The organism is Paraburkholderia ultramafica (assembly GCF_902859915.1).
In the GTDB taxonomy this organism is placed as follows: Bacteria; Pseudomonadota; Gammaproteobacteria; order Burkholderiales; family Burkholderiaceae; genus Paraburkholderia; species Paraburkholderia ultramafica.
The window spans coordinates 110,547-136,860 of sequence record NZ_CADIKK010000002.1; the positions used below are offsets into that span (position 1 = coordinate 110,547).

At 63.7% G+C, this 26,314-nt stretch carries 24 protein-coding genes and 3 pseudogenes; 20 read left to right on the top strand and 7 right to left on the bottom strand.

What is annotated here, in order from left to right:
* Nucleotides 1-459 precede the first annotated feature (459 nt).
* From HV744_RS02525 to araD, 7 genes and pseudogenes are all read left to right on the top strand, one after another.
* Nucleotides 460-825 (top strand): annotated as a pseudogene (locus HV744_RS02525) (dihydrodipicolinate synthase family protein); the annotation flags it as partial.
* Nucleotides 822-1,760, top strand: a complete 939-nt coding sequence (locus HV744_RS02530; RefSeq protein ID WP_175147985.1) for an SMP-30/gluconolactonase/LRE family protein — start codon at nucleotides 822-824, stop codon at nucleotides 1,758-1,760. The pseudogene HV744_RS02525 and the gene HV744_RS02530, both read left to right, overlap by 4 nt.
* Before the next feature lie 268 nt (nucleotides 1,761-2,028).
* A complete protein-coding gene (locus HV744_RS02535; protein ID WP_175147986.1) occupies nucleotides 2,029-3,198 on the top strand; it encodes an extracellular solute-binding protein in 1,170 nt (389 codons plus the stop codon).
* 92 nt (nucleotides 3,199-3,290) lie between these two features.
* Complete coding sequence (locus HV744_RS02540; RefSeq protein WP_175147987.1) at nucleotides 3,291-4,370, top strand: ABC transporter ATP-binding protein; 1,080 nt, start codon at nucleotides 3,291-3,293, stop codon at nucleotides 4,368-4,370.
* On the top strand, nucleotides 4,367-5,257 hold the full coding sequence (locus HV744_RS02545; RefSeq protein WP_175147988.1) for an ABC transporter permease: 891 nt from the start codon (nucleotides 4,367-4,369) through the stop codon (nucleotides 5,255-5,257). Before HV744_RS02540 ends, HV744_RS02545 begins: the two co-directional genes overlap by 4 nt.
* Nucleotides 5,257-6,189, top strand: coding sequence for an ABC transporter permease (locus tag HV744_RS02550; protein ID WP_175147989.1), 933 nt, complete (start codon nucleotides 5,257-5,259; stop codon nucleotides 6,187-6,189). The genes HV744_RS02545 and HV744_RS02550 overlap by 1 nt, the downstream gene beginning before the upstream one ends.
* 31 nt (nucleotides 6,190-6,220) lie before the next feature.
* Nucleotides 6,221-7,978 carry an L-arabinonate dehydratase gene (araD, locus tag HV744_RS02555; protein WP_175147990.1) on the top strand — a complete coding sequence of 586 codons (1,758 nt, stop codon included), beginning with the start codon at nucleotides 6,221-6,223 and terminating at the stop codon, nucleotides 7,976-7,978.
* Between the two features lie 145 nt (nucleotides 7,979-8,123).
* Here the strand turns inward: araD and HV744_RS02560 are convergent, their stop codons facing one another.
* Both HV744_RS02560 and HV744_RS02565 read right to left on the bottom strand, forming a co-directional pair.
* Complete coding sequence (locus tag HV744_RS02560) at nucleotides 8,124-8,729, bottom strand: short chain dehydrogenase (protein ID WP_175147991.1); 606 nt, start codon at nucleotides 8,727-8,729, stop codon at nucleotides 8,124-8,126.
* 231 nt (nucleotides 8,730-8,960) lie between these two features.
* Nucleotides 8,961-9,410 (bottom strand): DUF3005 domain-containing protein, encoded by a 450-nt coding sequence (locus HV744_RS02565; protein ID WP_175148201.1) that lies wholly within the window; start codon nucleotides 9,408-9,410, stop codon nucleotides 8,961-8,963.
* Between the two features lie 325 nt (nucleotides 9,411-9,735).
* Here HV744_RS02565 and HV744_RS02570 point away from each other — a divergent pair, with 325 nt between their 5' ends.
* The 3 genes and pseudogenes from HV744_RS02570 to HV744_RS02580 all read left to right on the top strand — a co-directional run.
* Entirely contained in the window at nucleotides 9,736-9,969 is a 234-nt protein-coding gene (locus tag HV744_RS02570; RefSeq protein ID WP_042326247.1) for a hypothetical protein, read from the top strand.
* A gap of 139 nt (nucleotides 9,970-10,108) precedes the next feature.
* Nucleotides 10,109-11,035: a serine O-acetyltransferase EpsC gene (epsC, locus tag HV744_RS02575; RefSeq protein WP_175147992.1), complete on the top strand. Its 927-nt coding sequence runs from the start codon at nucleotides 10,109-10,111 to the stop codon at nucleotides 11,033-11,035.
* Between the two features lie 48 nt (nucleotides 11,036-11,083).
* Nucleotides 11,084-11,398: pseudogene (locus HV744_RS02580) on the top strand (helix-turn-helix domain-containing protein); the annotation flags it as partial.
* A 3-nt stretch (nucleotides 11,399-11,401) separates the two neighbouring features.
* On the opposite strand, the gene HV744_RS02585 reads toward HV744_RS02580, so the two are convergent.
* The 3 genes and pseudogenes from HV744_RS02585 to HV744_RS02595 form a co-directional block, all read right to left on the bottom strand.
* Nucleotides 11,402-11,917: a metal-dependent hydrolase gene (locus HV744_RS02585; protein WP_175147993.1), complete on the bottom strand. Its 516-nt coding sequence runs from the start codon at nucleotides 11,915-11,917 to the stop codon at nucleotides 11,402-11,404.
* Nucleotides 11,918-12,058: 141 nt separating this feature from the next.
* Nucleotides 12,059-12,412, bottom strand: a complete 354-nt coding sequence (locus HV744_RS02590) for a sugar ABC transporter ATPase (protein ID WP_175147994.1) — start codon at nucleotides 12,410-12,412, stop codon at nucleotides 12,059-12,061.
* A 338-nt stretch (nucleotides 12,413-12,750) separates the two neighbouring features.
* Nucleotides 12,751-12,915 (bottom strand): annotated as a pseudogene (locus HV744_RS02595) (porin); the annotation flags it as partial.
* A 118-nt stretch (nucleotides 12,916-13,033) separates the two neighbouring features.
* On the opposite strand from HV744_RS02595, the gene HV744_RS02600 reads away from it, so the two are divergent.
* The gene (locus HV744_RS02600; protein WP_175147995.1) at nucleotides 13,034-13,570 is read left to right on the top strand and encodes a hypothetical protein; all 537 of its coding nucleotides are present in this window, start codon (nucleotides 13,034-13,036) and stop codon (nucleotides 13,568-13,570) included.
* 189 nt (nucleotides 13,571-13,759) lie between these two features.
* Nucleotides 13,760-15,715, top strand: coding sequence for a PhoX family protein (locus HV744_RS02605; protein ID WP_175147996.1), 1,956 nt, complete (start codon nucleotides 13,760-13,762; stop codon nucleotides 15,713-15,715).
* A 168-nt stretch (nucleotides 15,716-15,883) separates the two neighbouring features.
* On the opposite strand, the gene HV744_RS02610 is transcribed toward HV744_RS02605, so the two are convergent.
* On the bottom strand, nucleotides 15,884-16,315 hold the full coding sequence (locus HV744_RS02610) for a hypothetical protein (RefSeq protein WP_175148202.1): 432 nt from the start codon (nucleotides 16,313-16,315) through the stop codon (nucleotides 15,884-15,886).
* Nucleotides 16,316-16,556: 241 nt separating this feature from the next.
* Between HV744_RS02610 and HV744_RS02615 the strand changes: the two genes are divergently transcribed.
* From HV744_RS02615 to ggt, 6 genes are all read left to right on the top strand, one after another.
* Nucleotides 16,557-17,258: a CDP-alcohol phosphatidyltransferase family protein gene (locus HV744_RS02615; RefSeq protein WP_175147997.1), complete on the top strand. Its 702-nt coding sequence runs from the start codon at nucleotides 16,557-16,559 to the stop codon at nucleotides 17,256-17,258.
* Entirely contained in the window at nucleotides 17,255-18,070 is an 816-nt protein-coding gene (locus HV744_RS02620) for a HalD/BesD family halogenase (protein ID WP_175147998.1), read from the top strand. Before HV744_RS02615 ends, HV744_RS02620 begins: the two co-directional genes overlap by 4 nt.
* Nucleotides 18,067-19,086 (top strand): lysylphosphatidylglycerol synthase domain-containing protein, encoded by a 1,020-nt coding sequence (locus tag HV744_RS02625; RefSeq protein WP_175147999.1) that lies wholly within the window; start codon nucleotides 18,067-18,069, stop codon nucleotides 19,084-19,086. Before HV744_RS02620 ends, HV744_RS02625 begins: the two co-directional genes overlap by 4 nt.
* Before the next feature lie 26 nt (nucleotides 19,087-19,112).
* The gene (locus tag HV744_RS02630; RefSeq protein WP_175148000.1) at nucleotides 19,113-19,877 is read left to right on the top strand and encodes a phosphocholine cytidylyltransferase family protein; all 765 of its coding nucleotides are present in this window, start codon (nucleotides 19,113-19,115) and stop codon (nucleotides 19,875-19,877) included.
* 224 nt (nucleotides 19,878-20,101) lie between these two features.
* On the top strand, nucleotides 20,102-21,505 hold the full coding sequence (locus HV744_RS02635) for an MFS transporter (protein ID WP_175148203.1): 1,404 nt from the start codon (nucleotides 20,102-20,104) through the stop codon (nucleotides 21,503-21,505).
* Between the two features lie 212 nt (nucleotides 21,506-21,717).
* Nucleotides 21,718-23,451: a gamma-glutamyltransferase gene (gene ggt / locus HV744_RS02640; RefSeq protein ID WP_175148001.1), complete on the top strand. Its 1,734-nt coding sequence runs from the start codon at nucleotides 21,718-21,720 to the stop codon at nucleotides 23,449-23,451.
* A 113-nt stretch (nucleotides 23,452-23,564) separates the two neighbouring features.
* Here ggt and HV744_RS02645 read toward each other — a convergent pair whose 3' ends face one another.
* Nucleotides 23,565-24,608 (bottom strand): S1C family serine protease, encoded by a 1,044-nt coding sequence (locus tag HV744_RS02645; protein WP_175148002.1) that lies wholly within the window; start codon nucleotides 24,606-24,608, stop codon nucleotides 23,565-23,567.
* A 128-nt stretch (nucleotides 24,609-24,736) separates the two neighbouring features.
* Between HV744_RS02645 and HV744_RS02650 the strand changes: the two genes are divergently transcribed.
* Nucleotides 24,737-25,135: a VOC family protein gene (locus tag HV744_RS02650; RefSeq protein WP_175148003.1), complete on the top strand. Its 399-nt coding sequence runs from the start codon at nucleotides 24,737-24,739 to the stop codon at nucleotides 25,133-25,135.
* 216 nt (nucleotides 25,136-25,351) lie between these two features.
* Nucleotides 25,352-26,278: a polyphosphate kinase 2 gene (gene ppk2, locus HV744_RS02655; protein ID WP_175148004.1), complete on the top strand. Its 927-nt coding sequence runs from the start codon at nucleotides 25,352-25,354 to the stop codon at nucleotides 26,276-26,278.
* Nucleotides 26,279-26,314: the final 36 nt, after the last annotated feature.

Genomic DNA, 26,314 nt, shown 5'->3' on the forward strand with positions numbered 1-26,314 from the left:
TTGCGGTTAATTGCGGTACGGCATTCCGTCCGGCTGCTTTTATCTGCACAATCTATCACCAAAAAATATTTCGCAACGGCGGGCGAGCTTTCAAAAGACAGCACGGCAGTGGCGGCTCCGCGACGAAACGGATGAATCGCTATTCTTATCTGTTTGTTAGCCTGATTAAGGTTCACCGGCCATTGAAATAGGTAATTCTCTCGCAGCGGTCATTTTGATGCCTTTCGCCGGCAATATTATTACCGATTGATTTTTATTAACCGCTATGCCGAATTGTTGGGCAAAACCACGCTAATTGCCTATGCCGGTGGTTGCTGCCCACAATGTGGCGATGTCGTGCGCTATCCGCCAGGCTCTATTGTCATGTAAAAGTGACACTTCGCAGTTCACTATCTTTCGGTTCGGGTAATGAGCTGGCGCCGATGCTATTAGACCCAAGTTGTTTGACAACATTGCGAAGCCAATGCAAATCTGCGCGAGTTCGGCCTCGCGGCATGGACCACGGGCTCGGGGTGTGTCGCGCCGCGCATGGTCATGGCCTTGCTGCAAGCGGCCAAAAGCGGCGATCGCGAGACCGCGCAACGTCTTTACGACGCGTTCATGCCGCTTGAAACCCTGCGCGACGACATCTCGCTGATCCGCGTGCTGCACGATGCGGTCACGTTCTCGCAGATCGCCGGCATGGGGCCGATTTTGCCGCTGCTCAGTTCGACGCCGCCCGAACATCATGCGAAGATCAGCCAGGCCGCGCGAGCACTGCTCGCACTGGAGCGCAAATTCGCGCACACCAACCCATCCATCTCCCAACCCCAAGCACCAGCATGACCGACAACAGCCGACGCTATCCCGATCCCGCCATCCGCGTATTCGATCCACGCTTCAAGTCGCTGATCCTGGCCTCCGCTTCCGTCGAGTGTCTGTATCAAGGCACGCGTTGGTCGGAAGGACCGGTGTGGTTCGGCGACGGACGTTATCTGCTGTGGAGCGACATCCCCAACGACCGCATTCTGCGCTGGGACGAACCGAGCGGCACGGTCAGCACGTTCCGGCAGTCGTCGAACAATGCGAACGGCCACACGCGCGATCGCCAGGGCCGGCTCGTCAGTTGCGAGCACCTGACGCGCCGCGTGACGCGCACCGAATACGACGGCTCGATGACCGTGCTCGCCGACCGTTATCGCGGCAAGCGTTTCAATTCGCCGAACGACGTGGTCGTGAAATCGGACGGCTCCATCTGGTTCACCGATCCGACCTTCGGTATCGACAGCTTCTACGAAGGCGAGCGCCAGGAGTCGGAGCTGGCGGCGTGCGTGTACCGGATCGACGGCCAATCGGGCGACGTGTCGATGGTCGCCGACGCTGTGCTCGGGCCCAACGGCCTCGCGTTTTCGCCGGACGAGTCGGTGTTGTACATCGTCGAATCGCGTGGCGAGCCGCGCAAGATTCGCGCATTCGATGTCGACGGCAACGGCACGACGCTATCGAACAACCGCGTGCTGATCGACGCGGGCCCCGGCACGCCGGACGGCTTGCGCATCGATGTCCACGGCAATCTGTGGTGCGGCTGGGGCATGGGCACCGACGAGCTCGACGGCGTGCGCGTCTTCACGGCGCAAGGCGAGCCGCTCGGCCACATTGCATTGCCGGAGCGCTGCGCAAACGTGTGCTTCGGCGGACGCCATCGCAACCGGCTGTTCATGGCGGCGAGCCACGGGCTGTATTCGCTGTATGTGAACACGCAGGGCGTGCAGGGCGGCTGATCGCGCATCACGGCGCAACGCATGCTCCGGTTGCTTGACAACGAATCGTCCGACCTCATCGTCGGCTCCGGGTTTGCCCTTGGATGCAGCGAGCAAACCATTGAGCAACAAGGATTCCTCGCAAAAACAGCCAATTTCGGAGGCGCGCGCCGTCGCGAGTATTTGCTTGACATCGGCTGTTCCGCTTCGCTATGTTCCGTTGGTAGAGAGACACCGTCGGCAGCGCATCTGACCGGCGGACTTCCATACCAGGAAGCGAGGAGACACAATGACTGTTTCGCGCAGGTTGTCGTTCAAGCTGGTATTCGTATGTCTCGCGGCGAGCGCCGCTTTCGCATCCGCCGCGCACGCGGCCGATCCGGTCACGATCAACATCGTCGACGTGGCCGGCAATCTCCAACTCACGCAAAAAGGCTTCGAGGCCTTCAAGGCGAAGTATCCGAACCTCGTCGCCAACCTCACGTTCACGAACGCGCCCGCACCGCAGTTGCCCGGCAAGATCAAGGCGATGCAGGCGGCGGGCCGCTCCGACATCGATCTCGTGCTGACCGGCACCGACGCGCTGGCCGCCGGCATCGAACAGAATCTGTGGATCAAGCTGCTGCCCGACAACGCGGCGCAGTTCCCCGGCGTGCTCGACAAATACGCGCCGGGTCCGCGCAAGATGCAGGACCTCGCGCAAGGCTACGGTCTCGAAGTCGCGTATATGCCGGCGGGTCCGCTGCTCGAATACAACCCCGCCAAAGTCAGCGATCCGCCGAAGACACCCGAGCAGCTCTTGCAATGGTGCAAGGCGCATCCGGACAAGCTGATCTACGCACGGCCGGCCAACTCCGGTCCGGGCCGCACGTTCCTGATGGGCTTGCCGTATGTGCTCGGCGACAAGGACCCGCAGGACCCGATTCACGGCTGGGACAAGACGTGGGCCTTCCTCAAGCAGCTAAACGATTGCATTCCTTACTATCCGGGCGGCACGTCGGCGGTGATGAAGGAACTCGGCGAGGGTACGCGCGACATGACCGTAACGGTGACGGGCTGGGACATCAATCCGCGCGCGCTCGGTATCGTGCCGGCCGAATTCCGCGTGCAGTCATTCGACAACATGACGTGGGTGAACGACGCGCACTACATGGTGATTCCGAAGGGCGTGCCGAAGGAAAAGCTCGACGTGATCTACAAGATGATGAACTTCATGCTCGAACCGGCGCAGCAGGCCATGACCTATGACGACGGCTATTTCTATCCCGGTCCGGCGATCAAGGGCGTGACTATCGGGCAGTCGCCCGAGCACAGCCAGGAAGTGCTGAAGAAGTATGGCCGGCCGGAGTATGCGAAGCTGCTGGCCGAGCGTCCGCATGTGCTGCCTTTGAACGCGGCAGCGATGGTCGCGGCTTTCAGGAAGTGGGACAGCGAGGTCGGCGCACAGAAGACCAGGTAGCCCACGCATCAGCCAGGCATGCCGTCGCGATTCACGCGTGACATGTCGACACGTCGGTACGTGACGCGTGTCACGCGTATCAGGAAACCGCCATGAAGCATCACTTTGAGCAGTTGCGGCTCGATTCGGTGAGCCGCAGTTTCACGAACGCGCAAGGCCAGCCGATCGCGGCGCTGCAGGAACTCGATCTGACGATCCAGCGCGGCGAGTTCATCGCGTTGCTGGGGCCTTCCGGTTGCGGCAAATCGACCGCGCTCAACTGCATCGCCGGTTTGCAGCCGTTGAGCGGCGGCGGCATCTGGCTTGATGACAAACGAATCGACGTGCTGCCGCCGGAAAAGCGCGGCTTCGGCATGGTGTTTCAGAACTACGCGCTGTTTCCGCACATGAGCGTGCTCGATAACGTCGGCTTCGGGTTGAAGATGCGCGGCGTCGGCAAAAGCGAATCCATGCGCCGCGCGCGCGAAGCGCTGCAACTCGTGCAACTGGTCGGGCATGAACACAAGCTGCCCGGCCAACTGTCCGGCGGGCAGCAGCAGCGCGTGGCGATTGCGCGCGCGATCGTGATTGAGCCGCCGCTGATTCTGATGGACGAGCCGCTGTCGAATCTCGATACGAAACTGCGCATCGAAATGCGCGCGGAGATTCGCCGCATCCATAGCCAGCTCGAACGCGCGACGCTCTACGTGACGCACGATCAGGATGAGGCGCTGTCGATGGCGGACCGCATCGTCGTGATGAAAGAGGGCGTGGTGCAGCAGGTCGCCACGCCGAAAGAGGTCTACACGCGGCCGCACAATCTGCATGTCGCGCGTTTCATGGGCTATCGCAACGTGGCTGAATTCACGCTCGACGGAACGCAAGGCGAAGCCGTCGCGGTGAGCGCGAACGGCGTGCGTCTGCTCGGCACGCCGATGGCCGGCTTCGACAGCAAACGCGTCGGCGTCGCGCTGCGTCCCGAGGATATGGAGTTAGCCGCGCCCGGCGCGGACAACGCATTCGACGCGCTGGTGAACGCCGTCGAATACGGTGGCCACGATTCGTTGCTGCGTGTGCAGACCGCGTTCGGCGATTTGTGGGCGCGCATCGTCGGCGAATTCGCCGAAGGCGAGCGCATCAGTCTGCGGGTGCCGCCGTCAAGCGTGCTCGTCTACGCCGCCGAGGCCGCATGAACACGCCCACGCTGTCGCCGCCGGGTTCCCCGCCGCTCGCGCCGCGCGACGCCAAGGCGTGGCTGGTCACGCCGGCGTTGCTGTTCATCGTCGCGTTGTTCATCTATCCGTTCGCGTACGGTCTCGTGTTGTCGTTCCGGCCGATGAACGGCGGCGGCCCGTGGGCCAACTATCTGACGTTCTTCACCGACACGTCGATGTGGCCGACGATACTCGTGACCCTGAAGCTCGCGGTGCCCGCGACGTTCATCAACGTCGGCGTGTCGGTGCCGGTGGCGTTCGCGTTGCGCCGCTATTCGCGCTATCAGAAGATCGTCACGACGCTGCTGGTGATTCCCGTCACGCTCGGCACGGTGCTGATCGCCGACGGCATGCTGACCTACTTCGGCCCGAACGGCTGGTTTCCGCAAGCGTTGCAGGGCCTGCATCTGTACACGCGCGAAGTGCGCCTCACGCATAACTTCTGGGGCGTGCTGATCTCGCTGATCGTGTCGGGCTTTCCGTTCGCGTTTCTGCTCACCCTGTCGTACGTGACCGGCATTGACCCCACGCTCGCGAGCGCGGCAGCGACGCTCGGCGCGAGTCCGTGGCAGCAGTTTCGCCGCATCTATTTGCCGCTGCTGATGCCGGGGTTGACGATGGCGGCGTGCCTGTCGTTCGTGCAGGCGTTCTCGGTGTTTCCGTCGGCGGTGCTGCTCGGCGCGCCCGCGGGTCCGACGCGCGTGATGTCGATCGCCGCGGCCGAAGCCGCGTTCGAAAGCTACGATTATTCGCTCGCATCCGCGATCGCGATGGTGATGGGCTTCGTGCAATTGGTGGTGGTCGCCGCGCTGCTCGGCGCGCGCCGCTTCTTCTACAGCGGTCCGACAACCGGAGGCAAAGGCTGATGACGACCGAGCGTCGTGCGGCGCAGCCCGCGTGGTCCGCGTCCGCTTCGAAACACCACGACGACGACGGCGCGCGTGAACCCGCCAGGCGCGAGGCGCAGCGCGCCAGCGTGCCGGGCCGCGTCTGGCGGGTGCTGGTGCGGGCCGTGATGGTGTTCTTCCTGCTCAACGTGGTGTTGCTGATTGCCACCGTCGCGGTCAATTCGGTGGCGACGCGTTGGTTCGGCACCTTGTTGCCGCAAGGCTTCACGCTGCACTGGTACGTGCAGGCGTGGCGCGATTTCCAGCTCGCGAGCGTGCTGTGGGTGACCATCGAGGTGGTCGGCGCGGTCGTGCTGCTGTCGGTGCTGCTCGGCGTGCCGGCCGCGTATGCGCTCGCGCGCGTGCAATTTCCGGGCAAGCGCATCGCGATGCTGATCTTCCTGCTGCCGTTGATGGTGCCGCCTGTCACGTACGGCATTCCGATGGCGACCGTGATGTACAAGGTCGGCCTCGCCGGCACGCTGAGCGGCGTGATTCTGGCGAACCTCGTGCCGGCACTACCGTTCGTGATTCTGGTGATGACGCCGTTCATCGAGCAGATCGACCCCAATCTCGAAGCGGCCGCGCGCATTTTCGGCGCCAACACGTTCCGTTATTTCCGCTATGTGCTGCTGCCGTTGCTGGTGCCCGGCATGCTCGCGGCCGGACTGCTGGTGCTGGTGCGCACCATCGGCATGTTCGAATTGACTTTCTTCACCGCGGGCCCTGCGACGCAAACGCTGGTGGTCGCGTTGTACTACGCTGTATTTTCAACCGGCGTGCGCGCCCCGCAATCGATCGATGCGATGGCGATGATCTACATGGCGATCACGCTGATCTGGGTGCTGATCGCACTGCAATTCGTGAGCCCGACGCAGATCGTGTCGCGCGTGAAGGAGCAGAAGCGCTGAAGCCCTCCCGACGACATTCGTGGAGCAGACGTTGACGAAGAGAAAGACCCCCGAGGAGTTGCGCAGCCACCGCTGGTACGGGGTGAACGATCTGCGTTCGTTCGGCCATCGCTCGCGCACCGCGCAGATGGGTTACAACCGCGAGGAGTACGCGGGCAAGCCGGTCATCGCGATTCTCAACACGTGGAGCGAGATCAACGCGTGCCACACGCATTTCAAGCAGCGTGTCGAGGAGGTGAAGCGCGGCATCTGGCAAGCCGGCGGCTTTCCGGTCGAGCTGCCGGTGCAGACGCTCTCCGAGCCGTTCCAGAAACCCACCACGATGCTGTACCGCAATTTCCTCGCGATGGAAGCAGAAGAAACGCTGCGCTCCTATCCCGCCGACGGCGTCGTGCTGATGGGCGGTTGCGACAAGACCACGCCCGCTTTGCTGATGGGCGCGATCTCGATGGACCTGCCGGCGATCTTCTTGCCCGCCGGCCCGATGCTGCGCGGCAACTGGAATGGCGTGACGCTCGGTTCCGGCTCGGACGTGTGGAAGTACTGGGCCGAACTGCGCGCGCAGACGATCACGCAGGACGACTGGCAAGGCATCGAAGGCGGCATCGCGCGCTCGCCGGGGCACTGCATGACGATGGGCACCGCGTCGACCATGACGAGCGCCGCCGAAGCGCTCGGCTTCACGCTACCCGGCTTCGCGTCGATTCCCGCCGCGGATTCGCGGCACGCGCAGATGGCGGTGAAGACCGGCATGCGCGTCGTCGAGATGGTGTGGGAGGATCTCAAGCCGTCGGATCTGCTCACCGCCGGCTCGGTCGACAACGCCGTGACCACGTGCCTCGCGCTCTCCGGTTCGACCAACGCGATCGTGCACATGATCGCGCTCGCGCGCCGCGCGGGCATCGAGTTGACGCTCGATCGCTATGACGACATCTCGCGCCGCACGCCGGTGCTGGCAAACGTCCGGCCGACCGGCGCCTATCTGATGGAAGATTTTTTCTATGCGGGCGGCTTGCGGGCGCTGCTCGCCGAACTGGGCGACCTGATCGACCGTGCGCAGAAAACCGTCAACGGCCGCACGCTTGGCGAGAACATCGAAGGCGCGCGGATATTCAACGACGATGTGATTCGCCGCCGCGACAAGCCGCTGCTGCCCAACAGCGGGCTCGCGGTACTGCGCGGCAATATCGCGCCCGACGGCGCCGTGATCAAACCCGGCGCGGCCGAGCCGCGACTGCTGCTGCATACCGGCCGCGCGGTGGTGTTCAAGGACTACAATGACATGGCCGCGCGCATCGATGACGACGCGCTCGACATCGACGAGAACTGCGTGATCGTGCTTCAGCATGCCGGGCCGGTGGGCGCGCCGGGCATGCCCGAATGGGGGCAATTGCCGATACCGCGCAAGCTGCTGCAAAAGGGCGTGCGCGATATGGTGCGTATCTCGGATGCGCGCATGAGCGGCACGAGTTATGGCGCGTGCGTGCTGCACGTCGCGCCGGAGTCGTTCGTCGGCGGGCCGTTTGCGCTGGTGCAAAGCGGCGACATGATCGAGCTGGACGTGCTGCGGCGCAAGCTCAACCTGCTGGTGTCGGACGCAGAACTGGCGCGCCGCAAGGCCGCTTGGGTCAAGCCGGCGCCGCGTTTCACGCGCGGCTACGGCGCGATGCACCAGCTGCATGTGATGCAGGCGAATCAGGGCTGTGACTTCGACTTCCTGCAACGCGGCGGCGCGTATGGGGGCACGGCCCCGGACGCGGACCAGCCGGGCGAGCCGGAGATTCACTGAGCGGATTCGCGAGGCGCGATTCAACGAGTTTATCCAGGGCCGTGGCGAAAGCCGTGCTGCCGCCATGGAGCGGCGACACGTCGAGAGGGGCACGCGCTGCGGCACGAGCGCATCGCGTGATTCCCGTGCACTTCCCGTCAAACCATCAATACCCCACGCGATACACCTGGCCCGTCTGCGCACCTTCCACGCTGCGCACATAGGCGAGCGCCGCGCGTTGCGCCGGCACCGGCTCGAAGCCGCGGAAGTAGGGCGCATAAGCATCCATCGCTTCGGTCAGCACGGTCGGACTCACCACGTTGATGCGGATGCCGCGCGGCAATTCGATCGCCGCGCCACGCACGAAACCTTCGAGCGCCATGTTGACCGTGGTCGCGCTCGCGCCCAGGCGGATCGGTTGGTCGGCGAGAATGCCGCTCGTCAGTGTGAACGAGCCGTCGTCGTTCACGTATTGCTGGGCGGCCAGCACCACGTTGATCTGACCCATCAGCTTGTCGCGCAGACCGACCCAGAACTGTTCGACGCTCATGTCCGGCAGCGGCCCGAAATGCACCTTGCCGGTCGCGGTGACGACGCCGTCCACTTTGCCGATCTCGCGAAAGAGCCGCTCGACGCTCGCCGGGTCCGTGCTGTCGACGCGATACTGGCCCCGCGTCGCGCCCACCTCGATCACTTCGTGGCGCGCCTGCAACTCCGCACTGACCGCCTGGCCCAGCGTGCCGGTGGCGCCGATCACGACGATTTTTTTCATCTGATGCTCCGTTGAGCGTTATTGACATGCAGCCGATTGTGTCGGCATGCGGCCGGAAGAAAAAGCCGCTGCGGCGCCGAGATCCTGCAACCCTCAGTTTCTAATCGAAACAAATCGAGGCAAAGCGCGCACCATTATTCAAACGATGCGCGCCTTTGAAATTCGCTGATTAACAGCAATAAACGCGGAAATTCAAACGCAAACGCAAACACGCGCATGCCGCGCGCAAGCTTATTTCACCCGATGTAATTCGATCACGCGTGTGGGCCGCATATGATTCAGCGCGTAATGGACGCGGCCGCGCTCTCTGCGGCTGCGCACCGGGCGATCATCGAACTCGTAGTCGGCCGGATGCGCGCCTTGCGGTTCGATCATGCCTTTGTCGATCAACGTGTAGCCCGGCTCCAGCGCGAGCAGCAGGTGATTGCCGCCAACCCGGCTGTCGAAGCCGGCCATGCCGTCGAGCGCCTCCGGCACGCTGTTGGTCAGGCTCGCGTTGCTGGTGGTGATCTCGTCGGGCGAGATCGGGCTGTAGCCCGCGATGCGCGCGGCTTCGAGGTTTTTGCAGTCGGTGTCGACCGTGCTGTCGTGCGTGCGGTCGTTGTGCAACTCCGCCGAGCGCGGGCCGCGGGTGCCCGGTTGCCTGGTGGCGTCCGCTGGCTTGACGATATCGCTGTTCATCATGCGTTCTCCTTTGAAGAGGACATGGTTGAAGGTCAGCAAAACCCGTTCCGTCTGGCACGCCGCCCTTGTGTGCGTGACTTGCAATGTGCTTGCGTCACGTTTGCAACGCTATACATGCGATGGGCATTTCGCCAGGCGATTGCGTCGAGGATTCTTTTCGTTTTTTTTAATGGACGCGTATTTTCTACAGAGTATGATCTTACTCCGACGAGCGAAGCGCGGTTAAATTGACGACATGGCCCCGGCTATCCCATCATGGTTGGAAACAACGAACGGCCGCGCTACTCAAAACATTTTACGGGGCCGTCAGGGCGGGTGACACATGCACTTCGATGCTGCATTCACACATCGCGGCTATTTGTTGAATTGCGCGCCAGCGCGCGCCGGCGACGGCACTTGGCAACCTTATGTGGTCATCTCGCGCTCGAGCGACGGCGAACTGGTCGCCAACCGTTTCTTCCCCACCGAGTTGCGCTTTCCCGACGAAGCCGCGGCGATTGCCCATGCGCGCGACTGGGCGGTGCGCTGGATCGACGCGAGCAGCGTGACCATCTGAAGCAGGCGCGCGGCGCAGCGTGAGCGCAGGCGAACCGCGTGCCAGCCGGCCGGGCGGTGCTGCGCGAGCCGCGGCAAAACGCGGTAATCTCTCGGCATAATCACTTCAAATCGTGCTTGCCGCACGGCGTCGTCCTTTTATGCCTAACGTGCCTTCCCATAACTGGGGCCTCGAACAGATCGTCGCGGAGTTGCGCGCGTCGCGTGAACAACTGCATCGCACGCGCCATCCGCTCGGCATTCGCGAGTTGCCGTCGCGCGAAGCGGTGGTCAACATCGTCGCCGGCCTGCGCGCGGCGCTTTTTCCCACGCATTACGGCGCGCCCGATCTGACCGACGAAACCGTCGACTACTACGTCGGCCATACGCTCGAAAGCACCTTGCGCCTGCTCGCCGAGCAGATTCGCCGCGCGTTGCGGTTTCTGCCCGAGTTCGGCGCGACGCCCGACGCGGAACTGCAGGAGCGCGCGTTCGACGTCGCTCGCGAATTCGCCACACAGTTACCGGGGATTCGCGCGCTGCTGGTCAGCGACATTCAGGCGGCCTTCACCGGCGATCCGGCCGCGCAGCACATCACCGAAATTCTGCTCTGCTATCCGGGCGTGTGGGCGATGACCCACCACCGCCTCGCGCACGCGCTGCATCGGCTCGGCGTGCCGCTGCTGGCACGTTTCATCAACGAGATCGCGCACTCGGCGACCGGCATCGATATTCACCCGGGCGCGACGATCGGGCCGAGCTTCTTTATCGACCACGGCACGGGTGTCGTGATCGGCGAGACGGCGATCATCGGCGAACGCGTGCGGTTGTATCAGGCGGTCACGCTGGGCGCGAAGAGCTTCGCCGCCGATGGCGACGGCGCGTTGATCAAGGGCAACGCGCGTCATCCGATCGTCGAGGACGATGTCGTGATCTATGCCGGCGCGACGATACTCGGGCGGGTGACGATCGGACGCGGCTCGGTGATCGGCGGCAACGTGTGGCTCACACATAGCGTGCCGCCGGGCAGCAGCGTGTCGCAAGGCAAGGTGCGTGAAGGTGAGCGTACCGATGAGGGGCGGCGATGATGCGCGGCGCGCATTGCCCGTCTCGTTTCAATCATCACGGCTGACGCGCTGGGGCCGATTGCGCGAGCGAAAGCGCGCATCGACGACGATCCCGCTGCCACGCTCACGCTGGCCGATCTCGCCGCCGATAGCGGCCTGAGCCGTTTCCAGTTATTGCGCGGTTTCGCGCATCAGATGGGCTTGCCGCCGCACGCCTACAGGATGCAGCGGCGCATGGCGCTCGCAAGGCAGTTGATCGCGCGTGGCGCGACGCTTGCCGACGCGGCGGCAACGGCGGGCTTTGCCGATCAGAGTCACATGACGCGAGCGTTCGTACGCCTGCTTGGCGTGACGCCCGCCAACTATGCGGCTGCGATGCGGTAACGCTTATCCCACGCGCAGATGCCGCAGCAGCGACAGTTCATGCGCGCCATGCCACCAGACATGCGCGCCGATAAACCAGGCCGCCGCCCACGAAGCCGCCACCACGATCAGATCGCAGTGCCCGCTCTTCCACAGATTCAGCGAATGCCGGCCGGCAATCCACGGCACGCCGAGCGGATTCGGCCAATCGGCGAACAGGTGCATCAGCCCGCCGCACGCGAAGCCGAATACCGGCGCGGCATAGATCGAATGCCCGAGCCAGTGATAGGAAAACGCCAGCAGCGCGAGCCACCCCACGCCCCAATGCGTCAACGTGCGATGCGTAATCCACAGACGCCGCGCGCGCGACCACCACGCCACCTCGAGCCAGTCCGGCGCGGTACTTCCGGCCACCCCCGCGAGGAAACTCAACAGCGCGCCGAGATGAAATGAGGCGTCGTCGCCAATGCGCGCGACGATTGCCGCCGCAATGACGCCGGCTGCAAAACCGGTCGCGTGATGTGCGTTGCTCGATGCCATCGAAACTCGCGGCGCGGTGCGTCGCATGAAAGATAAAGGGCGGCTATGTTCGCAGATGAGCAGATAAAAAAATAGCCGCTGCGCGAGATAAAAATTCGCGCAGCGGCGTGGCCTTCACAACACTGTTGCGTGACCGGAATCTCAGGTCGCGCAGCGTGCGATGTCGAAGCGCATTTCCGGTTCCGGCGGATCGTCCGGCGCATTCGCCGGATGCATCACCTTGATCACCGAGCCCGCGTTGAGCGGCGTCAGCGTGACGAAGTACGAGTTGTTCGAATCCGGGCCGACGGCGAGTTCCGTCGCCGCGCCGACGTGCGACATGCGCACGCGCGGCAAACGTCCTTCGAGGCAATCGGCGATATAGGCGGGCGCGCGTTGCGATGATACGTACATCATCGGCACGGACGCATCGCGGGCGGGGCCGCTGGAGGAGCCGCAGGCAGCGAGAGACGCAATCACGGCAACAGCGGGTGCTAACAGGAGAAGTCTTTTCATGATCCGATCGTCGGCGTCCCCGGTGGTGCGCGGGAACTTGGGGCCCGGGCGAAGCGCAACGCGTTTTCAGCGCAACGTCGTGCTTCGCGACGAAGCCGCCGTGCAACCGCGGCGACATGGCGGCAGGTGAGGCGGCTTCGCTCAGTATACCCACCGTGTGCTCGCGCCGTCACTACCCGCCGTTATCCGTCGTACCCGTCGTTACCCACCGCGATCGTCACCACTACGTCAAATCGTAAGCGCCGTATAAAAAACCCGCGACGTGCTCGTGTCACGCGCGGGTTGAAACGCAACAGGAATGGATAGATTCGCGCTGCAAGCACCACGTGGAAAACCTGGAAGCGGTGACGCAGACCGACAGCCGCGGCGACCTGATTACCGGTCGACGACGGCGCCAGCGTGTTGATTGCCGCCACGTTCGCGCCGAAGTTGCCGAGTTCACCCGACGCATGCTGATACACGCCTTCCACATACACGTCGGTACGCTTGCTAAGCGCGTAGTCAGTCATATTCTCAGCGCGACTTGTCCGTTCGTCAGAGGGACGCGGCCGGCGCGCGTGGGGCGGGTAGAATTGCGTGCTTGAGATGTGTTTCCGCCCCGCGAACGTGAGTGAACCTGTAATGACCGATACTTCCCTTCCATCGTCCGACACCGCTGCTGATTTCACGACGGAAGGCTTGTCCGCCCTGGACGAAAGCGTGCATGAATCGCGTCTGTGGCGCGACGACGGCTGGACCGCGCGCGTCATCAAGAATGAAGACGACGAAGGCTGGGCCGTCGAAATGATCAAGGACGGCGAAGCGGAACCCGCGCTCGTCGGACCGTGGACGATGGGCCGCAACAAGAAAGATCCGAAGCCGCTCGACACGTCGGCGTTCAACACGCTGGTGAAGACCGCGTCGGAAGTGCTGCGCCGTCATGAGCAGCAACTGCGCGCGCAACTGCATAAAGAAGTGCGGGTGGCGAGCGCGGATGGCAACGACGAACTCGACATCACGCTGGACATCGTCCCCGACGAAGACGAACCGTACGCGCTGCTGACCGCGCTCGACACCTTCGGCGAGCAGCTCGCGCAAGTGCAGGTCGCGCCCAATTTCAAGCTGAGCAAGGCGAGCGCCGCGGCATGGGTTGACAACGAATTTCGCCGTCCGGGTTAGCGGGCATGCGGCTCAGCTTGCCTACCGGAAGCTGAATTTAACATTACTAAAACCTGTCAATATAATTTCATATTCGTTTCATAGAATTCTCGCGTCATAGCGGCGCGAGCGTGAACCATGCGGTTGTGGATCTGAGTGCGTGCCGGCTGTGCCTCCACCCACACTACCCAATCCATGGATCACGACAACATGGCAGAGACGCTCGACCTTTCCCGCCGCAAGGCCCTGAAACTCCTCGCCGGTGCGCCGATGTTGCCGCTAGGCGGTCTCGCCACGGCGTCGATGCTGAGCGCTTGCGGCGGCAGCGGCGACGATCTGGCGACGCCGGTCAAGCCGGTCGCGAACTTCGTCTCGGCGGCATTCGGCAGCATGGCCGCGCCGACGCTTGCCGATCCCGCCGCGATGGCGAAGACCACGGTAGGCTCCACGCTGACGGTGCAATTGAGCGACGGCAGCAGCCGCACGTTCAAACTGGCCTATCAGCCGTTCTTCGTCACCGGCGACAGCGTGCCGAACATCAACGGCGGGACGATCCTCGCGGGCGGCTATTTCGATATCGGCAATCAGCCGATCGTCGATAGATCGGTCGCGGGCAAGGAGCGCCAGTTCTACTCGGATTGCCCGGACGGCAGTTCGCTGATCAAGCTCGACAAGCCCACGGTCAAGGGCCTCAAAGGCAACGCGGTATTCGCGGTCGTGCAGTTCGAATACGCGACCCGCGACCAGAGCCTCGTGTCGATGTACGGTCAGTTGCCGTCGCCGATCGCCGTGCTGACGCTCGATCAGGACCCGGCCACCGGCAAGCTCACGCTGGCGGGCTATCACAACGTCAATACGTCGAAGGCGCACGGCTTGTGGATCACTTGCGGCGCGAGCCTGTCGCCTTGGAACACGCATCTGTCGAGCGAAGAGTACGAACCGGACGCGACGACGATCGCCACCAACAGCCAGTTCAAGGGCTTCAGCCGCAGCCTGTATGGCGACGAAACCACCGCGAATCCGTATCACTATGGCCATCTGCCGGAAGTGACGGTCAATCCGGACGGCACCGGCACGATCAGGAAGCACTACTGCCTCGGCCGCATCTCGCACGAACTGATTCAGGTGATGCCGGACCGGCGCACGGTCCTGATGGGCGACGACGCGACCAACGGCGGCCTGTTCATGTTCATTGCCGATCGCGAAGCGGATCTGTCGGCGGGCACGCTGTACGTCGCGAAGTGGTCCCAGGTGTCGTCGAGCGGCGCGGGCGCGGCCACGCTTGCGTGGATCAACCTGGGCCACGCCACCAGCGACGAAATCGAAGCGCTCGCCAACCAGCTGCGCGCGAGCGACATCATGGACGTCGCGACCAAAGACCCGGCCGATGCGACCTACACGAAGATCAACTACAACGGCACCTTCAACTGGGTGCGCATCAAGCCGGGCATGAACAAGGCGGCGACGTTCCTCGAAACGCATCGCTATGCCGCGCTCGCGGGCGGCAGCATGGGCTTCACGAAGCTCGAAGGCACGACGGTCAATATCAAGGACAAGGTGCTGTATTCGGCGATGTCGCGCATCGAGAAATCGATGGTGCGCGGTCATGCCGCGTCGACCGACGTGGCCGTTGACAAGGCTATCAGCGCCGGCGCGGTCTACGCGCTGAACATGAAGGGCGGCCAGCGCGACCGCAGCGGCGGCGCGATCGACAGTGCATGGGTGCCGGTGGACATGGCCGCGCCCGCGGCGCTGGTCGGCGAGGACCTGTCAGCCGCCGATGCGCTCGGCAACACGGCGAATCCCGAGCGCATTGCGAACCCGGACAACCTCAAGTTCTCCGAGAAGCTGCGCACGCTGTTCATCGGCGAGGACAGTGGCATGCACGTGAACAATTTCCTGTGGGCATACAACGTCGATACGAAGACGCTCGCGCGGGTGCTCTCGTGCCCGGCCGGCGCCGAGTCGACCGGGCTGCATGCGGTCGACGAGATCAACGGCTGGACTTACGTAATGAGCAACTTCCAGCACGTCGGCGATTGGGAAAGTCCGTTGCACGACAAGATCCAATCGACGCTCGATCCGCTCGTGCGCGCGAACTACAAGGACCGCTTCGGTGCGACCGTCGGGTATCTGACTGCGGATCCGGCGGCGATCAGGTTGTAGGGGCGGGGCCGGCGAACTTGGCGCGGCTTGCGATCGAAGGCATCACCGAGCGAGGCGGGCCGATTCGCGATCCGAATCTCAATTGCCACTAACCCATTGCGTGCGCCAGAAACAGGTGAGGCCCCACATGGGGGCCTCATAACTTCGCGGGAGCGCCGCCTGCCAGTCTCAACTGCGCTTGCAGAAAATCGCCGTGACGAGCGGCGCCACATGGTGAACGATCGCCGTGCTGCCGCTTCCGGCAAGCGCGTTCTGCACTTTGGATTCGCTGCCGAATACCACGACGCCGTAGGCCGAGCGCGCGACCGGCTCGCCATCGCCGACGCGGAACATGGGGTCGTCTTTTTCATAGCCGACCACCGCGAACACACGAAAACCGAACGCGGTCAGATCGGCGCCGGACGCCGGCGAGAACGCATTGATCGAATTGTGTTCGACGCGCGTCGGCGTCGGATCGATCATCTGCTGCTGCGCGAGGTCGGCAATGAACTGGTGACCGCTTTCATTGCAGGTAAGCGGCGTGTCGAGGGATGCGGCGAAACTGCTGAGCGGCAGCGCGGCCGCGAGAAGAAGGAGTACAGAAGAAATAAGACGTTTCATAAGCGTGAGTGGCGGCCCCGATTCGATGTAGTGGTTTTGCACCGGTTGGCCGCGTGAGGCCCAGACCCGAAAGACGCTGCGCATCGAACTGATTCCGTGTCAATAGGCGCAACAGGTCTCGCACTGTATCGCGATTCGGCAAATCTTGCTCGGCGGCTGACGCATATCGGTAACGTCCGAACCTCAAAGAAACATACAGGATGAAAGCAATCTTTTTCGATCCCGTATATATTTCCGGGTTATGACATCGCGACCTCAAACTCCAATTAATGTTCCGCCGCCGCGCACCTGGGACGCCAGGCTCGCCCGCCGGCTCGTGACTCCGCTAGTGAATACCCGGGTCACGCCGAATCATCTGACTACACTGCGCTTGCTGATCGGGCTGGCAGGCGCGCTGTGCCTCGCTCACGGCGAATTTGCGTGGGCCAATGCCGGCGCGCTGCTAATCGTGCTGTCGAATTTCGTCGACCATACCGACGGCGAACTCGCGCGCATCGGCGGCAAGTCGAGCCGCATCGGTCATTTTTACGACCTCGCGTGCGACGCGCTCGTCACGGTGATGTTGTTCGTCGGCATGGATGTCGGCGTGGGCGCCACCCAGATCGGCGTGTTGAAGGTCGCGCCGGGCGTGCTCGGCGCAGCGGCCGGCGTGGCGATCGCGCTGATCTTCTTCCTGCGCATGCGCATCGAGGAGATAGCCGGCAAGGCGGGCACGAAGCAGGCGTCGGTCGGCGGTTTCGAAACGGAAGACGTATTGTACCTGCTGCCGATCGTCACGCTGACGAACGTCGTGATGCCCTTCGTCGTGGTCGCGTCGATCGGCGCGCCGCTCTTCGCGGTCTGGGTCGTGGTCGACTACTGGCGCGTTGCGCGCCGCGCCGCTCGCCCGGCGGCCGTCGCCGCCGGCGCTTCCGAGACCAGTCAAACGTGGGTCCGCAAATGAGTACGCACGCCGAAGACGACGTGATCGCCGCCGTGTCGGTTGAGCCTTCTCCCGTTGCGCCGCCGGCCGCGCCGAATGCCGACCGTGCGGTCGCGAGCCGCACGCGCACGTTCGACAACCCGCGTCTGCGCAAGGACTTCGCCGCGCAGGACGCGTTTCTCTATCTGGAAGACTTCCTCGCGCCTGAAGTCACGGCCCAGCTCGTCCACAGCGCGCGTGCGCTGCTCGACGAAGTGAACCGCAACTATCTGCCGGGTCACAAGCAGGGCGGCAGCGTGAGCCGTCACACGATCGACCGCCTCGCGCCGTTCATCGCCGAGCTGTATCGCTCGAAGGAACTGATCGGCTGGCTCGAGCAACTGAGCGGCGACAAGCTGCAGGTCTCGCCGGCCGACGACCCGCATGCGTACGCGCTGTACTACTACACGCGGCCGGGCGATCACATCGGCTGGCACTACGATACTTCGTACTACGACGGCCGCCGTTACACGCTGCTGCTCGGCGTGATCGACGACTCGTCCTGCCGGCTCGACTACGAGCTGCACACGCGCAATCCGGATGTGCCGGATCAGCCGGGCTCGGTGCAGATTCCGCCGGGCGGGCTGGTGTTTTTCGACGGCGACAAGCTGCGCCATCGCGTCACGCCGGCCGGCGCGAACGAGCTGCGCGTGTCGCTCACGTTCGAATACGTCACCGATCCCAACATGCGGCCGTGGCGCCGTTTCATCTCGAACATGAAGGACGCGATTGCGTACTTCGGTTTCCGTCAGGTGTTCCGTCAGATGGCATCGCGCGGCAAGGATCGCGCATGAGCCGCGCGGCTCTGCTTCTGTTGTCGATCGGGACGGCGCTGTTCGTCGGGCTGCTCGCGTGGCAGGGGTTCGGCTCGGTCGCCTCGACGCTGCTCGCGGCGGGTTGGGGGCTTGCGGTCGTCGCGGCGTTCCACGTCGTGCCGCTGGTGCTCGATGCCGGCGCGATCTCCGTGTTGTTCCAGCGTCGCCGCGACGGCGCGCATCACGATCTGTCGTTGCGCGACGCGCTGTTCGCGCGCTGGATCGGCGAATCGGTGAACAGCCTGTTGCCGGCCGGGCAGATCGGCGGCCCCGTGGTGATGGTGCGGCAACTGTCGCAGCGCGGCATGCGCATGCGCGATGCGGCCGCTGCGATCACCGTCAGCACGACCGCGCAGGCGCTCGCGCAAATCGTCTTCGCACTGGGCGGGCTGCTGCTGTTCGGCGCGTCTGCCGCGCATGGCGCGCTGCACGACCTGCAAACCGCGACGCTGATTGCCACCGGCGTGCTGGGCGCGATGCTCGCCGGTTTCTACTATGCGCAACGGCGCGGTCTGTTCGGCCGGCTACTCGGCGTGGTCTCGAAGGTCTTCGGCAAGCGCGACTGGTCCGCGCTGATGACGCGCGCGGAAGCCGTCGATGCCGCGGTGCAGGCGCTGTACCGCGAGCGTGGCCGCGTGGCGGCGAGTTTCGTATTGAGTCTGGTGGGCTGGATCGTCGGCACGGCCGAGGTGTGGCTCGCGCTGCGCTTTCTCGGCCATCCGGTCGACTGGCTCGACGCGCTGTTGCTAGAGAGCATCGGGCAAGCGATTCGCGGCGCGGCGTTCATGATTCCGGGCTCGCTCGGCGTGCAGGAGGGCGGCTATCTGCTGCTTGCGCCGCTGGTCGGGTTGCCGCCGGATGCGGCGCTGGCGTTGTCGCTCGCCAAGCGCGCGCGTGAAATCCTGCTCGGCTTGCCGGGCCTGCTGGTTTTGCACTTCAGCGAAAGAAGCTGGCAACGGCGGCGCGCCACGGCGCGCGTGCCGGTTGCCGATTAACCTCCGTATTTTTCAAAGGACCGCGCATGCGTGCCATCATCCTCGCGGCGGGCCTCGGCCTGCGTCTTCAACAACCGCCGCAAGCTCAGTTCCCGAAATGTCTGCTGCAGTTCGACGGCATGAGCCTGCTCGAACGGCATCTGCAGATGCTCGAAACCGCCGGCGTGACCGACGTCGTGCTGGCGCTCGGTTTTCAGCCGGAGTCGGTGCAGGCGGAACTGGAACGCATCAACTGGCCGCACAAGGTGCAGACCGTGCTGAACCCGCGTTTCGATCTGGGCAGCGTGCTGACGGTGCATACGGTGGCCGAGGCGCTCACGCGCGGCGGCGACGTGTTGTTGATGGACGCCGACGTGCTGTACGACGAGGGCATGCTGAGCGCGCTGGTGGCGGGTGAGACGGTCAACCGCCTGCTGATCGACTGCGATTTCGAAGCCGGCGACGAGCCCGTCAAACTGTGTCTGAAAGACGGCGTGCCGGTCGAATTGCGCAAGCAGCTCGCGGTCAATCTCGAGTACGACACCATTGGCGAGTCGGTCGGGTTCTTCCGCTTCCGCGAGGAAACCGCGCAACGTTTTACCGAGATCGTCGCCGGCTATGTCGAAAGCGGCCGGGCCAACATGCCGCACGAAGAAGCCGTGCGCGATCTGCTGCTGGAGCGCAGCCACGTGTTCGATACCGCCGACGTGACCGGCGCGCCGTGGATCGAAATCGACTTTCCGAACGACGTCACGCGCGCGCGCACCGAGATCCTGCCGCAATTGCAACCGCTCGTCAGCGCGTCGCGCTAGGCGGCTGTGTGAAGGGCTCCTGAAGCATCCCGCTGTATCTCGCGAAGGTGAACCGGCTGCACGCCGGTTCACCTTCGCTTCGTTGTGCGCTGCTTGCGCGTCGGGCACACAACGAAGCGACACACTCAACTGCACGAAACCCCCTCGCGCAACAACAAATGTTGCCGCTGCAATGCCATAATCGACGCTTTACATCGACGGCGTAGCAGCCCGTCGCCATGCCAATGCCTCTCGCTTTAGGCACTTTCATTGTTCCGCTGATCGTCGCGTGCGCGATGTTCATGGAAAACGTGGACGGCACGGTCATCGTGACGTCGCTGCCGGTTCTGGCGCGCGATCTCGGCCAGGATCCCATCACTCTCAAGCTCGCGGTCACCGCCTATGTGATCGGCCTCGGCGTGTTCATACCGATCTGCGGCTGGGTGGCCGACCGCTTCGGTTCGCGCACGGTGTTCCGCACGGCCATCGGCGTCTTCATGGCCGGCTCGCTGATGTGCGCGGCTTCCACGTCGCTGGGCACCTTCGTGGTTGCGCGCTTCGTGCAGGGCATCGGCGGCGCGATGATGGTGCCGGTGGGCCGCATCATCATTTTCCGTTCGGTGCCGAAGTCGGACTTCATCCGCGCGGTCAACTATCTGACGGTGCCGGCTTTGCTCGGGCCCGTGGTCGGGCCGCCGCTCGGCGGGTTCATCACGACGTATCTGCACTGGCGTCTGATCTTCGTCATCAATATTCCAATCGGCCTGCTGGGCATCTGGCTCGCGAACAAACACATCGCCAACGTGCGCGAAGCGCATCCTGGCCGGCTCGACTGGACCGGCTTCGTGCTGTCCGCAAGCGGGGCGTCGCTGTTCATGCTGGGGCTTTCGCTGGTGGGCGGCGAACTGGTGTCGAGCCGCGTGTCGATCAGCATGTGCGTGAGCGGTGTGGTGCTGTTGCTGCTTTACGCGTTGTACGCGAGCCGCGTCGAATTGCCGGTGCTCGATCTGCGGCTTCTGCGCATTCCGAGTTTTCATGCGAGCGTGGCGGGCGGCTCGCTGTTTCGCATCGGCCTTGGGGCGGTGCCGTTTCTGTTGCCGCTCGCGTTGCAGGAAGGCCTGGGCATGACCGCGTTCAGAGCGGGGTCGATCACGTGCGCATCCGCGTTCGGATCGATCTTCATGAAGGCGGCCGCCTCGCGCATTCTCGAACGTTTCGGCTTTCGCACCGTGCTGATGTTCAACGCGGGCTGCGCGGGACTTGCAATCGCGGTCTACGGGTTGTTCTTTCCCGGCACGCCGCACTGGTTGATCTGGTGTGTGGTGCTGTTCGGCGGCTTCTTTCCGTCGTTGCAGTTCACGTCGTTGAATACGTTGGCGTATGCGGATATTCCGGGCAGCGACGTTGGCCGCGCAACGAGTGTCGCGAGCGTGATCCAGCAGATCTCGTTGGGACTCGGCGTGACGATCGCGGGCATCGTGCTGCAGATTTCGCACAACCTGCAGGGCCATTCGACTATCGTGTTCTCCGACTTCTGGCCGGCGTTCCTTGTGGTCGGGCTGTTCTCGTTCCTGTCGATTCCGGTCACCGCGCGTTTGCCGCCAGGCGCAGGCAATGAAATCGCGCGCGGCAGTCGCGGGAATGCGTGAAGGGTTGGTGGGCGGCGCGGTCTCTACCGCATTCATACCGCCAGTGCCCGTTCCGGCACACTCGCGCCGCACCTCATTCCGACCACGCTGTGCATGTATGCAGCACCCATCCAAGGGAATGTTGCAGCTTCGCAAACTGTGGGTGCGCATGTTATAAGCCCAAGGCAGCCTGGATTGTCGTCAGATGAAACAGTCGTCCTGGGGGATATTCGATGAGTTTGTTCCGCAACGCCAAAACTTCAGCCAGCGGCTTCGCGCTGGTCGCACTCGTATCTGTATCGGCCGGTTTTCTCGAGGCCACGCCCGCAGTCGCGAAGGCGCCTGCGAAAGCGCAGCCGGCTGTCCTCACCGCCTCCGCGATCGCGGTCGCGGACAAATATAGCGCCGACGCCGCCGAGCAGATCTTCAAGGAAGGCGGCAACGCCGTCGACGCGGCAGTCGCGATTGCCTTCACGCTTGCCGTAACGTATCCGGAAGCGGGCAACATCGGCGGCGGCGGTTTCATGACGCTCTATGTCGACGGCAAGCCGTACTTCCTCGACTATCGCGAGCGCGCGCCGCTGGCCGCGACCAGGAACATGTACCTCGACGACAAGGGCGACGTCATCAAGGACATGAGCCTGTTCGGCTATCGCGCAGTGGGCGTGCCGGGCACCGTCGACGGCATGTGGCAGGCGCAGCGCCGCTTCGGCAACCTCAAGTGGAAGCAGGTGCTCGCACCGGCGATTCACTACGCACGCGACGGCTTCGAAGTCAGCGAGCAATTGCAGGAGCGCCGCGACGCGGCCGCGAAAGACTTCGCAGGCAAGACCAACTTCGACACGTACTTCGGCAATCTGAAGCAGGGCGTCAACTTCAAGCAAGCGGATCTCGCCGCGGTGCTGCAGCGTATTTCGGATCAGGGCGCGAAAGATTTCTACTCGGGCAAGACGGCAGATCTGATCGCGGCGTCGATGCACGGTCACGGCCTGATCACGAAGGCCGATCTGCAGCAGTACAAAGCCGTGTGGCGTGAACCGATCCAGGCCAACTGGAACGGCTATCGCGTGATCACCGCGCCGCCTCCGAGCTCGGGCGGCATCGGCCTCGTGCAACTGCTGAAGATGAAGGCCGACCTTGCGCCTGACTTCAAGGACGTCGCGCCCAATTCGCCGCAATACGTGCACCTGATCGCGGAAATCGAGAAGCGCGTGTTCGCGGACCGCGCGCAGTATCTCGGCGATCCGGACTTCTACAAGGTGCCGGTCGCGCAATTGACCGACGACGCCTATATCGCCAAACGCGCCGCCGAAGTCAATCCGAACACGCCGTCGGACACGAAGAGCGTGCAGCCGGGTCTGGGCACGAGCATGCCGGAGAAAGCGGAAACCACGCACTTCTCGGTGATCGACAAGTGGGGTAACGCGGTGTCGAACACGTACACCATCAACGGCTATTTCGGTTCAGGCGTGGTAGCGGACCGTACCGGCATCGTGCTGAACGACGAGATGGACGACTTCTCCGCGAAGCCGGGCGTCGCGAACATGTTCGGCGTGGTGGGCAGCGACGCGAATTCGATCGAACCGAAGAAGCGCCCGCTCTCGTCGATGAGCCCGACGATTCTGACGAAAGACGGCAAGGTCTTGCTCGTGATCGGCACGCCGGGCGGCTCGCGCATCTTCACGTCGATTTTCCAGGTGATCAACAACGTGTACGACTACAACATGCCGTTGCAGGAAGCGGTCGGCGCGATGCGCTTCCATCATCAGCTGTTGCCGCCGAACACGATTTTCTGGGAGCCGTACAAGCCGATCGAAGGCGAACTCGCGCAGCAGATCGAAGCGAAGGGCTACGTGCTGAAGGGGCAGGATTTCAGCGGCGACATCCAGGCGATCAAGGTCAACGGCAATACGCCGGAAGCGGCGGCCGATCCGCGTGGCCGTGGTGTGACGCGGGTGATTCAGTAAGCGTTCTTTGGAGCGCTCATCGCTGAGAAAAAGGCCTCGCGCTCGATTGAGCGCGAGGCCTTTTTTCTGGGGGCCTTGCTGAGCCCGAGAGCGACCACGCTGACCGCGTTGTCTCAGCTCGCCTGCTCGACCGGCGTCAACGTCAGTTCGAGCCGTTGCGCGCCACGCAGCACCGTCACGCTGACCGGCTTGTCGATACGCGACGCGTCGAGCGTGCGTTGCAGGCCATCCACATCCTGCACGGTCAGCGCATCGATCGCGACGATCGTATCGTCGGTGCGCAGACCGCCGAGCGCGGCCGGGCTGCCTTTGACGATCTCCATCACCTGCACGCCGCTCTCCGAGCTCAAGCCGAAATAACGCTGCGTGCGACGCGACAGCGGCCTCGTGGTGCCGGCCACGCCGATATACGCGCGCCGCACGCGGCCGTGCGCGAAGATCTGCATGATGACCCACTTCGCCGTATCGATCGCCGTCGCAAAGCAGATCGCCTGCGCGCCGGGAATGATCGCGGTATTTACGCCGATCACCTGGCCCGCCGAGTTGATCAGCGGACCGCCCGAGTTGCCGGGATTGAGCGCGGCGTCGGTCTGGATCACGTCGTAGATCATGCGGCCGGAGGTCGACCGCAGCGAACGGCCGAGCGCCGATACGACGCCCGTCGTCACGGTTTGCGCGAGGCCGAGCGGGTTGCCGACCGCGATCGCAATCTGCCCGACGCGCAGCTTCGACGATTCGCCGAGCTCGACGTGCGGCAGCGGTTCCGGCGAGCCGATGCGCAACACGGCCAGATCGCTGCCGGGGTCGTCACCGACCAGATCGGCGTCGAATTTCGCGCCGTCGGCGAGCGTCACCTGAATGTGCGTGGCGCCGTGTACGACATGACTGTTGGTGAGCAGGTAGCCGTCGGGCGTAAACAGAAAGCCCGAGCCGGTGCCGCCGCGCGTGCCTCCGCGGCGCCCGGACGGCTCGCCGGGCAGCCGGCGTTCGACGGCGATGAAGGCGACCGCCTGCTGGACGCGTTCCAATGCGCCGATCACGGTGCGGGAATAGGCGTCGAGCAGGGCGTCGTCGGATATGGTGTTGAGTGAATGGGGCCCGGGGGCGTCGGATGCGGCGCGCGACAGGTCATCGATGACGCGTGGACGGCTTCCCATGGCGATGCTCCGGATGGACGGACCCGTAGATGCAGGGCGCGGGGAGCATTTTCAAGGGCGCACGCGGAGCACGGGCGTGGGTGTGGGGTGTGAGACACTTTCCCCCAACCACGTCGAGGAGACACTTCATGCCCGCAGCCACGCCATCGTCCTCTGCAGACGCGCAGACAGAACCTCACGTCGAATCGCTCAGCGCGATCACACTCGCCACGCGCGACATGCCGCGCGCGGTGTCGTTCTACGACGCACTCGGTTTCCCGATGAAATTCGGCGGTCCGCAGGAGGCGTTTACATCCTACGCGTTCGGCGGTTCGTACCTGAACCTGATCGTCGATACGCGCGCGCCGGTCAACTGGTGGGGCCGCGTGATCATCTACGTGTCCGACGTCGACGCGCTCTACCGGAAAGCGCTGGCGGCGGGATTGAAGCCATCGCTCGAACCGTCCGATGCGCCGTGGGGCGAGCGCTATTTCCACATCACCGATCCGGACGGCCACGAACTCAGTTTCGCGCGGCCATTGCGTTAGCGCCGGGTGGCCGTGCAAAACTCGCTATCATGAATGTCCACCGCGCGTGCTTGTCGCGCGCGTGCAGCGATTGCGCCAACGCGTGCCTGCCGCCAGGCAGCCGCCCGGATGGCCGCAGCGGTAACACGGCTGACACCTGGCGCTTCGATAATCGAGCGCGCTCGCGTCGCGCTTGCCGCCGCGCGCCTAACCATTTCTGTTGCCAGGAGAGCCGCAATGAAAGAGCAGGATCCGAGACCTGAAGCCGAATGGCTGGCAGAGCGGCAACGCCGTTTCGAGGAAGACCTCATCGATGCGTACGACGAGGAACTCGAAATGGAGGTCGACGACCGCATCATCGACGGCGCGGACGGCTTCACGCCCGAGCATCGCGAAGCGCGCAAGATGTACTTCCGCGAACTGTTCCGCTTGCAGGGCGAGCTCGTCAAACTGCAGGACTGGATCGTGCAGACCGGTCATCGCCTCGTGGTGATTTTCGAAGGACGCGACGCGGCCGGCAAGGGCGGCGCGATCAAGCGCATCACGCAGCGGCTCAATCCACGCGTGTGCCGCGTCGCGGCGCTGCCGGCGCCGAACAATCGCGAGCGCACGCAATGGTATTTCCAGCGTTACGTATCGCATCTGCCGGCGGGCGGCGAAATGGTGCTGTTCGACCGCAGCTGGTACAACCGCGCGGGCGTCGAACGCGTGATGAATTTCTGCAGCGATGAAGAGTACGAAGAGTTCTTCCGCTCGGTGCCGGAATTCGAAAAAATGCTGGCGCGCAGCGGCGTGCAGATTCTCAAGTACTGGTTTTCGATTACCGACGAAGAGCAGGAAATCCGCTTTCAGAACCGCATTCACGATCCGCTGAAGCAGTGGAAGCTGAGCCCGATGGATCTCGAGAGCCGGCGCCGCTGGGAAGCCTATACGCAGGCGAAAGAGGTGATGCTGCAGCGCTCGCACATTCCCGAGGCGCCGTGGTGGGTGGTGCAGGCCGTCGACAAGAAGCGCGCGCGGCTGAACTGCATTCATCACCTTCTGAGCCAGGTGCCGTATCACGAGGTCGAGCATCCGACTATCGAATTGCCGGCGCGTGTCTATCACGACGAGTACAGCCGCCAGCCGGTGCCGGGCTCGATGATCGTGCCTGAAGTGTATTGAGGCGATTCTTGATTCGATGAAAAAAGCGCGGCGATG

Coding starts and splice junctions, on each gene's coding strand:
- HV744_RS02530 (WP_175147985.1), top strand. CDS start 822: ATGACCGACAACAGCCGACGCTATCCCGATCCCGCCATCCGCGTATTC.
- HV744_RS02535 (WP_175147986.1), top strand. CDS start 2,029: ATGACTGTTTCGCGCAGGTTGTCGTTCAAGCTGGTATTCGTATGTCTC.
- HV744_RS02540 (WP_175147987.1), top strand. CDS start 3,291: ATGAAGCATCACTTTGAGCAGTTGCGGCTCGATTCGGTGAGCCGCAGT.
- HV744_RS02545 (WP_175147988.1), top strand. CDS start 4,367: ATGAACACGCCCACGCTGTCGCCGCCGGGTTCCCCGCCGCTCGCGCCG.
- HV744_RS02550 (WP_175147989.1), top strand. CDS start 5,257: ATGACGACCGAGCGTCGTGCGGCGCAGCCCGCGTGGTCCGCGTCCGCT.
- HV744_RS02560 (WP_175147991.1), bottom strand. CDS start 8,729: ATGAAAAAAATCGTCGTGATCGGCGCCACCGGCACGCTGGGCCAGGCG.
- HV744_RS02565 (WP_175148201.1), bottom strand. CDS start 9,410: ATGAACAGCGATATCGTCAAGCCAGCGGACGCCACCAGGCAACCGGGC.
- HV744_RS02570 (WP_042326247.1), top strand. CDS start 9,736: ATGCACTTCGATGCTGCATTCACACATCGCGGCTATTTGTTGAATTGC.
- epsC (WP_175147992.1), top strand. CDS start 10,109: ATGCCTAACGTGCCTTCCCATAACTGGGGCCTCGAACAGATCGTCGCG.
- HV744_RS02585 (WP_175147993.1), bottom strand. CDS start 11,917: ATGGCATCGAGCAACGCACATCACGCGACCGGTTTTGCAGCCGGCGTC.
- HV744_RS02590 (WP_175147994.1), bottom strand. CDS start 12,412: ATGAAAAGACTTCTCCTGTTAGCACCCGCTGTTGCCGTGATTGCGTCT.
- HV744_RS02600 (WP_175147995.1), top strand. CDS start 13,034: ATGACCGATACTTCCCTTCCATCGTCCGACACCGCTGCTGATTTCACG.
- HV744_RS02605 (WP_175147996.1), top strand. CDS start 13,760: ATGGCAGAGACGCTCGACCTTTCCCGCCGCAAGGCCCTGAAACTCCTC.
- HV744_RS02610 (WP_175148202.1), bottom strand. CDS start 16,315: ATGAAACGTCTTATTTCTTCTGTACTCCTTCTTCTCGCGGCCGCGCTG.
- HV744_RS02615 (WP_175147997.1), top strand. CDS start 16,557: ATGACATCGCGACCTCAAACTCCAATTAATGTTCCGCCGCCGCGCACC.
- HV744_RS02620 (WP_175147998.1), top strand. CDS start 17,255: ATGAGTACGCACGCCGAAGACGACGTGATCGCCGCCGTGTCGGTTGAG.
- HV744_RS02625 (WP_175147999.1), top strand. CDS start 18,067: ATGAGCCGCGCGGCTCTGCTTCTGTTGTCGATCGGGACGGCGCTGTTC.
- HV744_RS02630 (WP_175148000.1), top strand. CDS start 19,113: ATGCGTGCCATCATCCTCGCGGCGGGCCTCGGCCTGCGTCTTCAACAA.
- HV744_RS02635 (WP_175148203.1), top strand. CDS start 20,102: ATGCCTCTCGCTTTAGGCACTTTCATTGTTCCGCTGATCGTCGCGTGC.
- ggt (WP_175148001.1), top strand. CDS start 21,718: ATGAGTTTGTTCCGCAACGCCAAAACTTCAGCCAGCGGCTTCGCGCTG.
- HV744_RS02645 (WP_175148002.1), bottom strand. CDS start 24,608: ATGGGAAGCCGTCCACGCGTCATCGATGACCTGTCGCGCGCCGCATCC.
- HV744_RS02650 (WP_175148003.1), top strand. CDS start 24,737: ATGCCCGCAGCCACGCCATCGTCCTCTGCAGACGCGCAGACAGAACCT.
- ppk2 (WP_175148004.1), top strand. CDS start 25,352: ATGAAAGAGCAGGATCCGAGACCTGAAGCCGAATGGCTGGCAGAGCGG.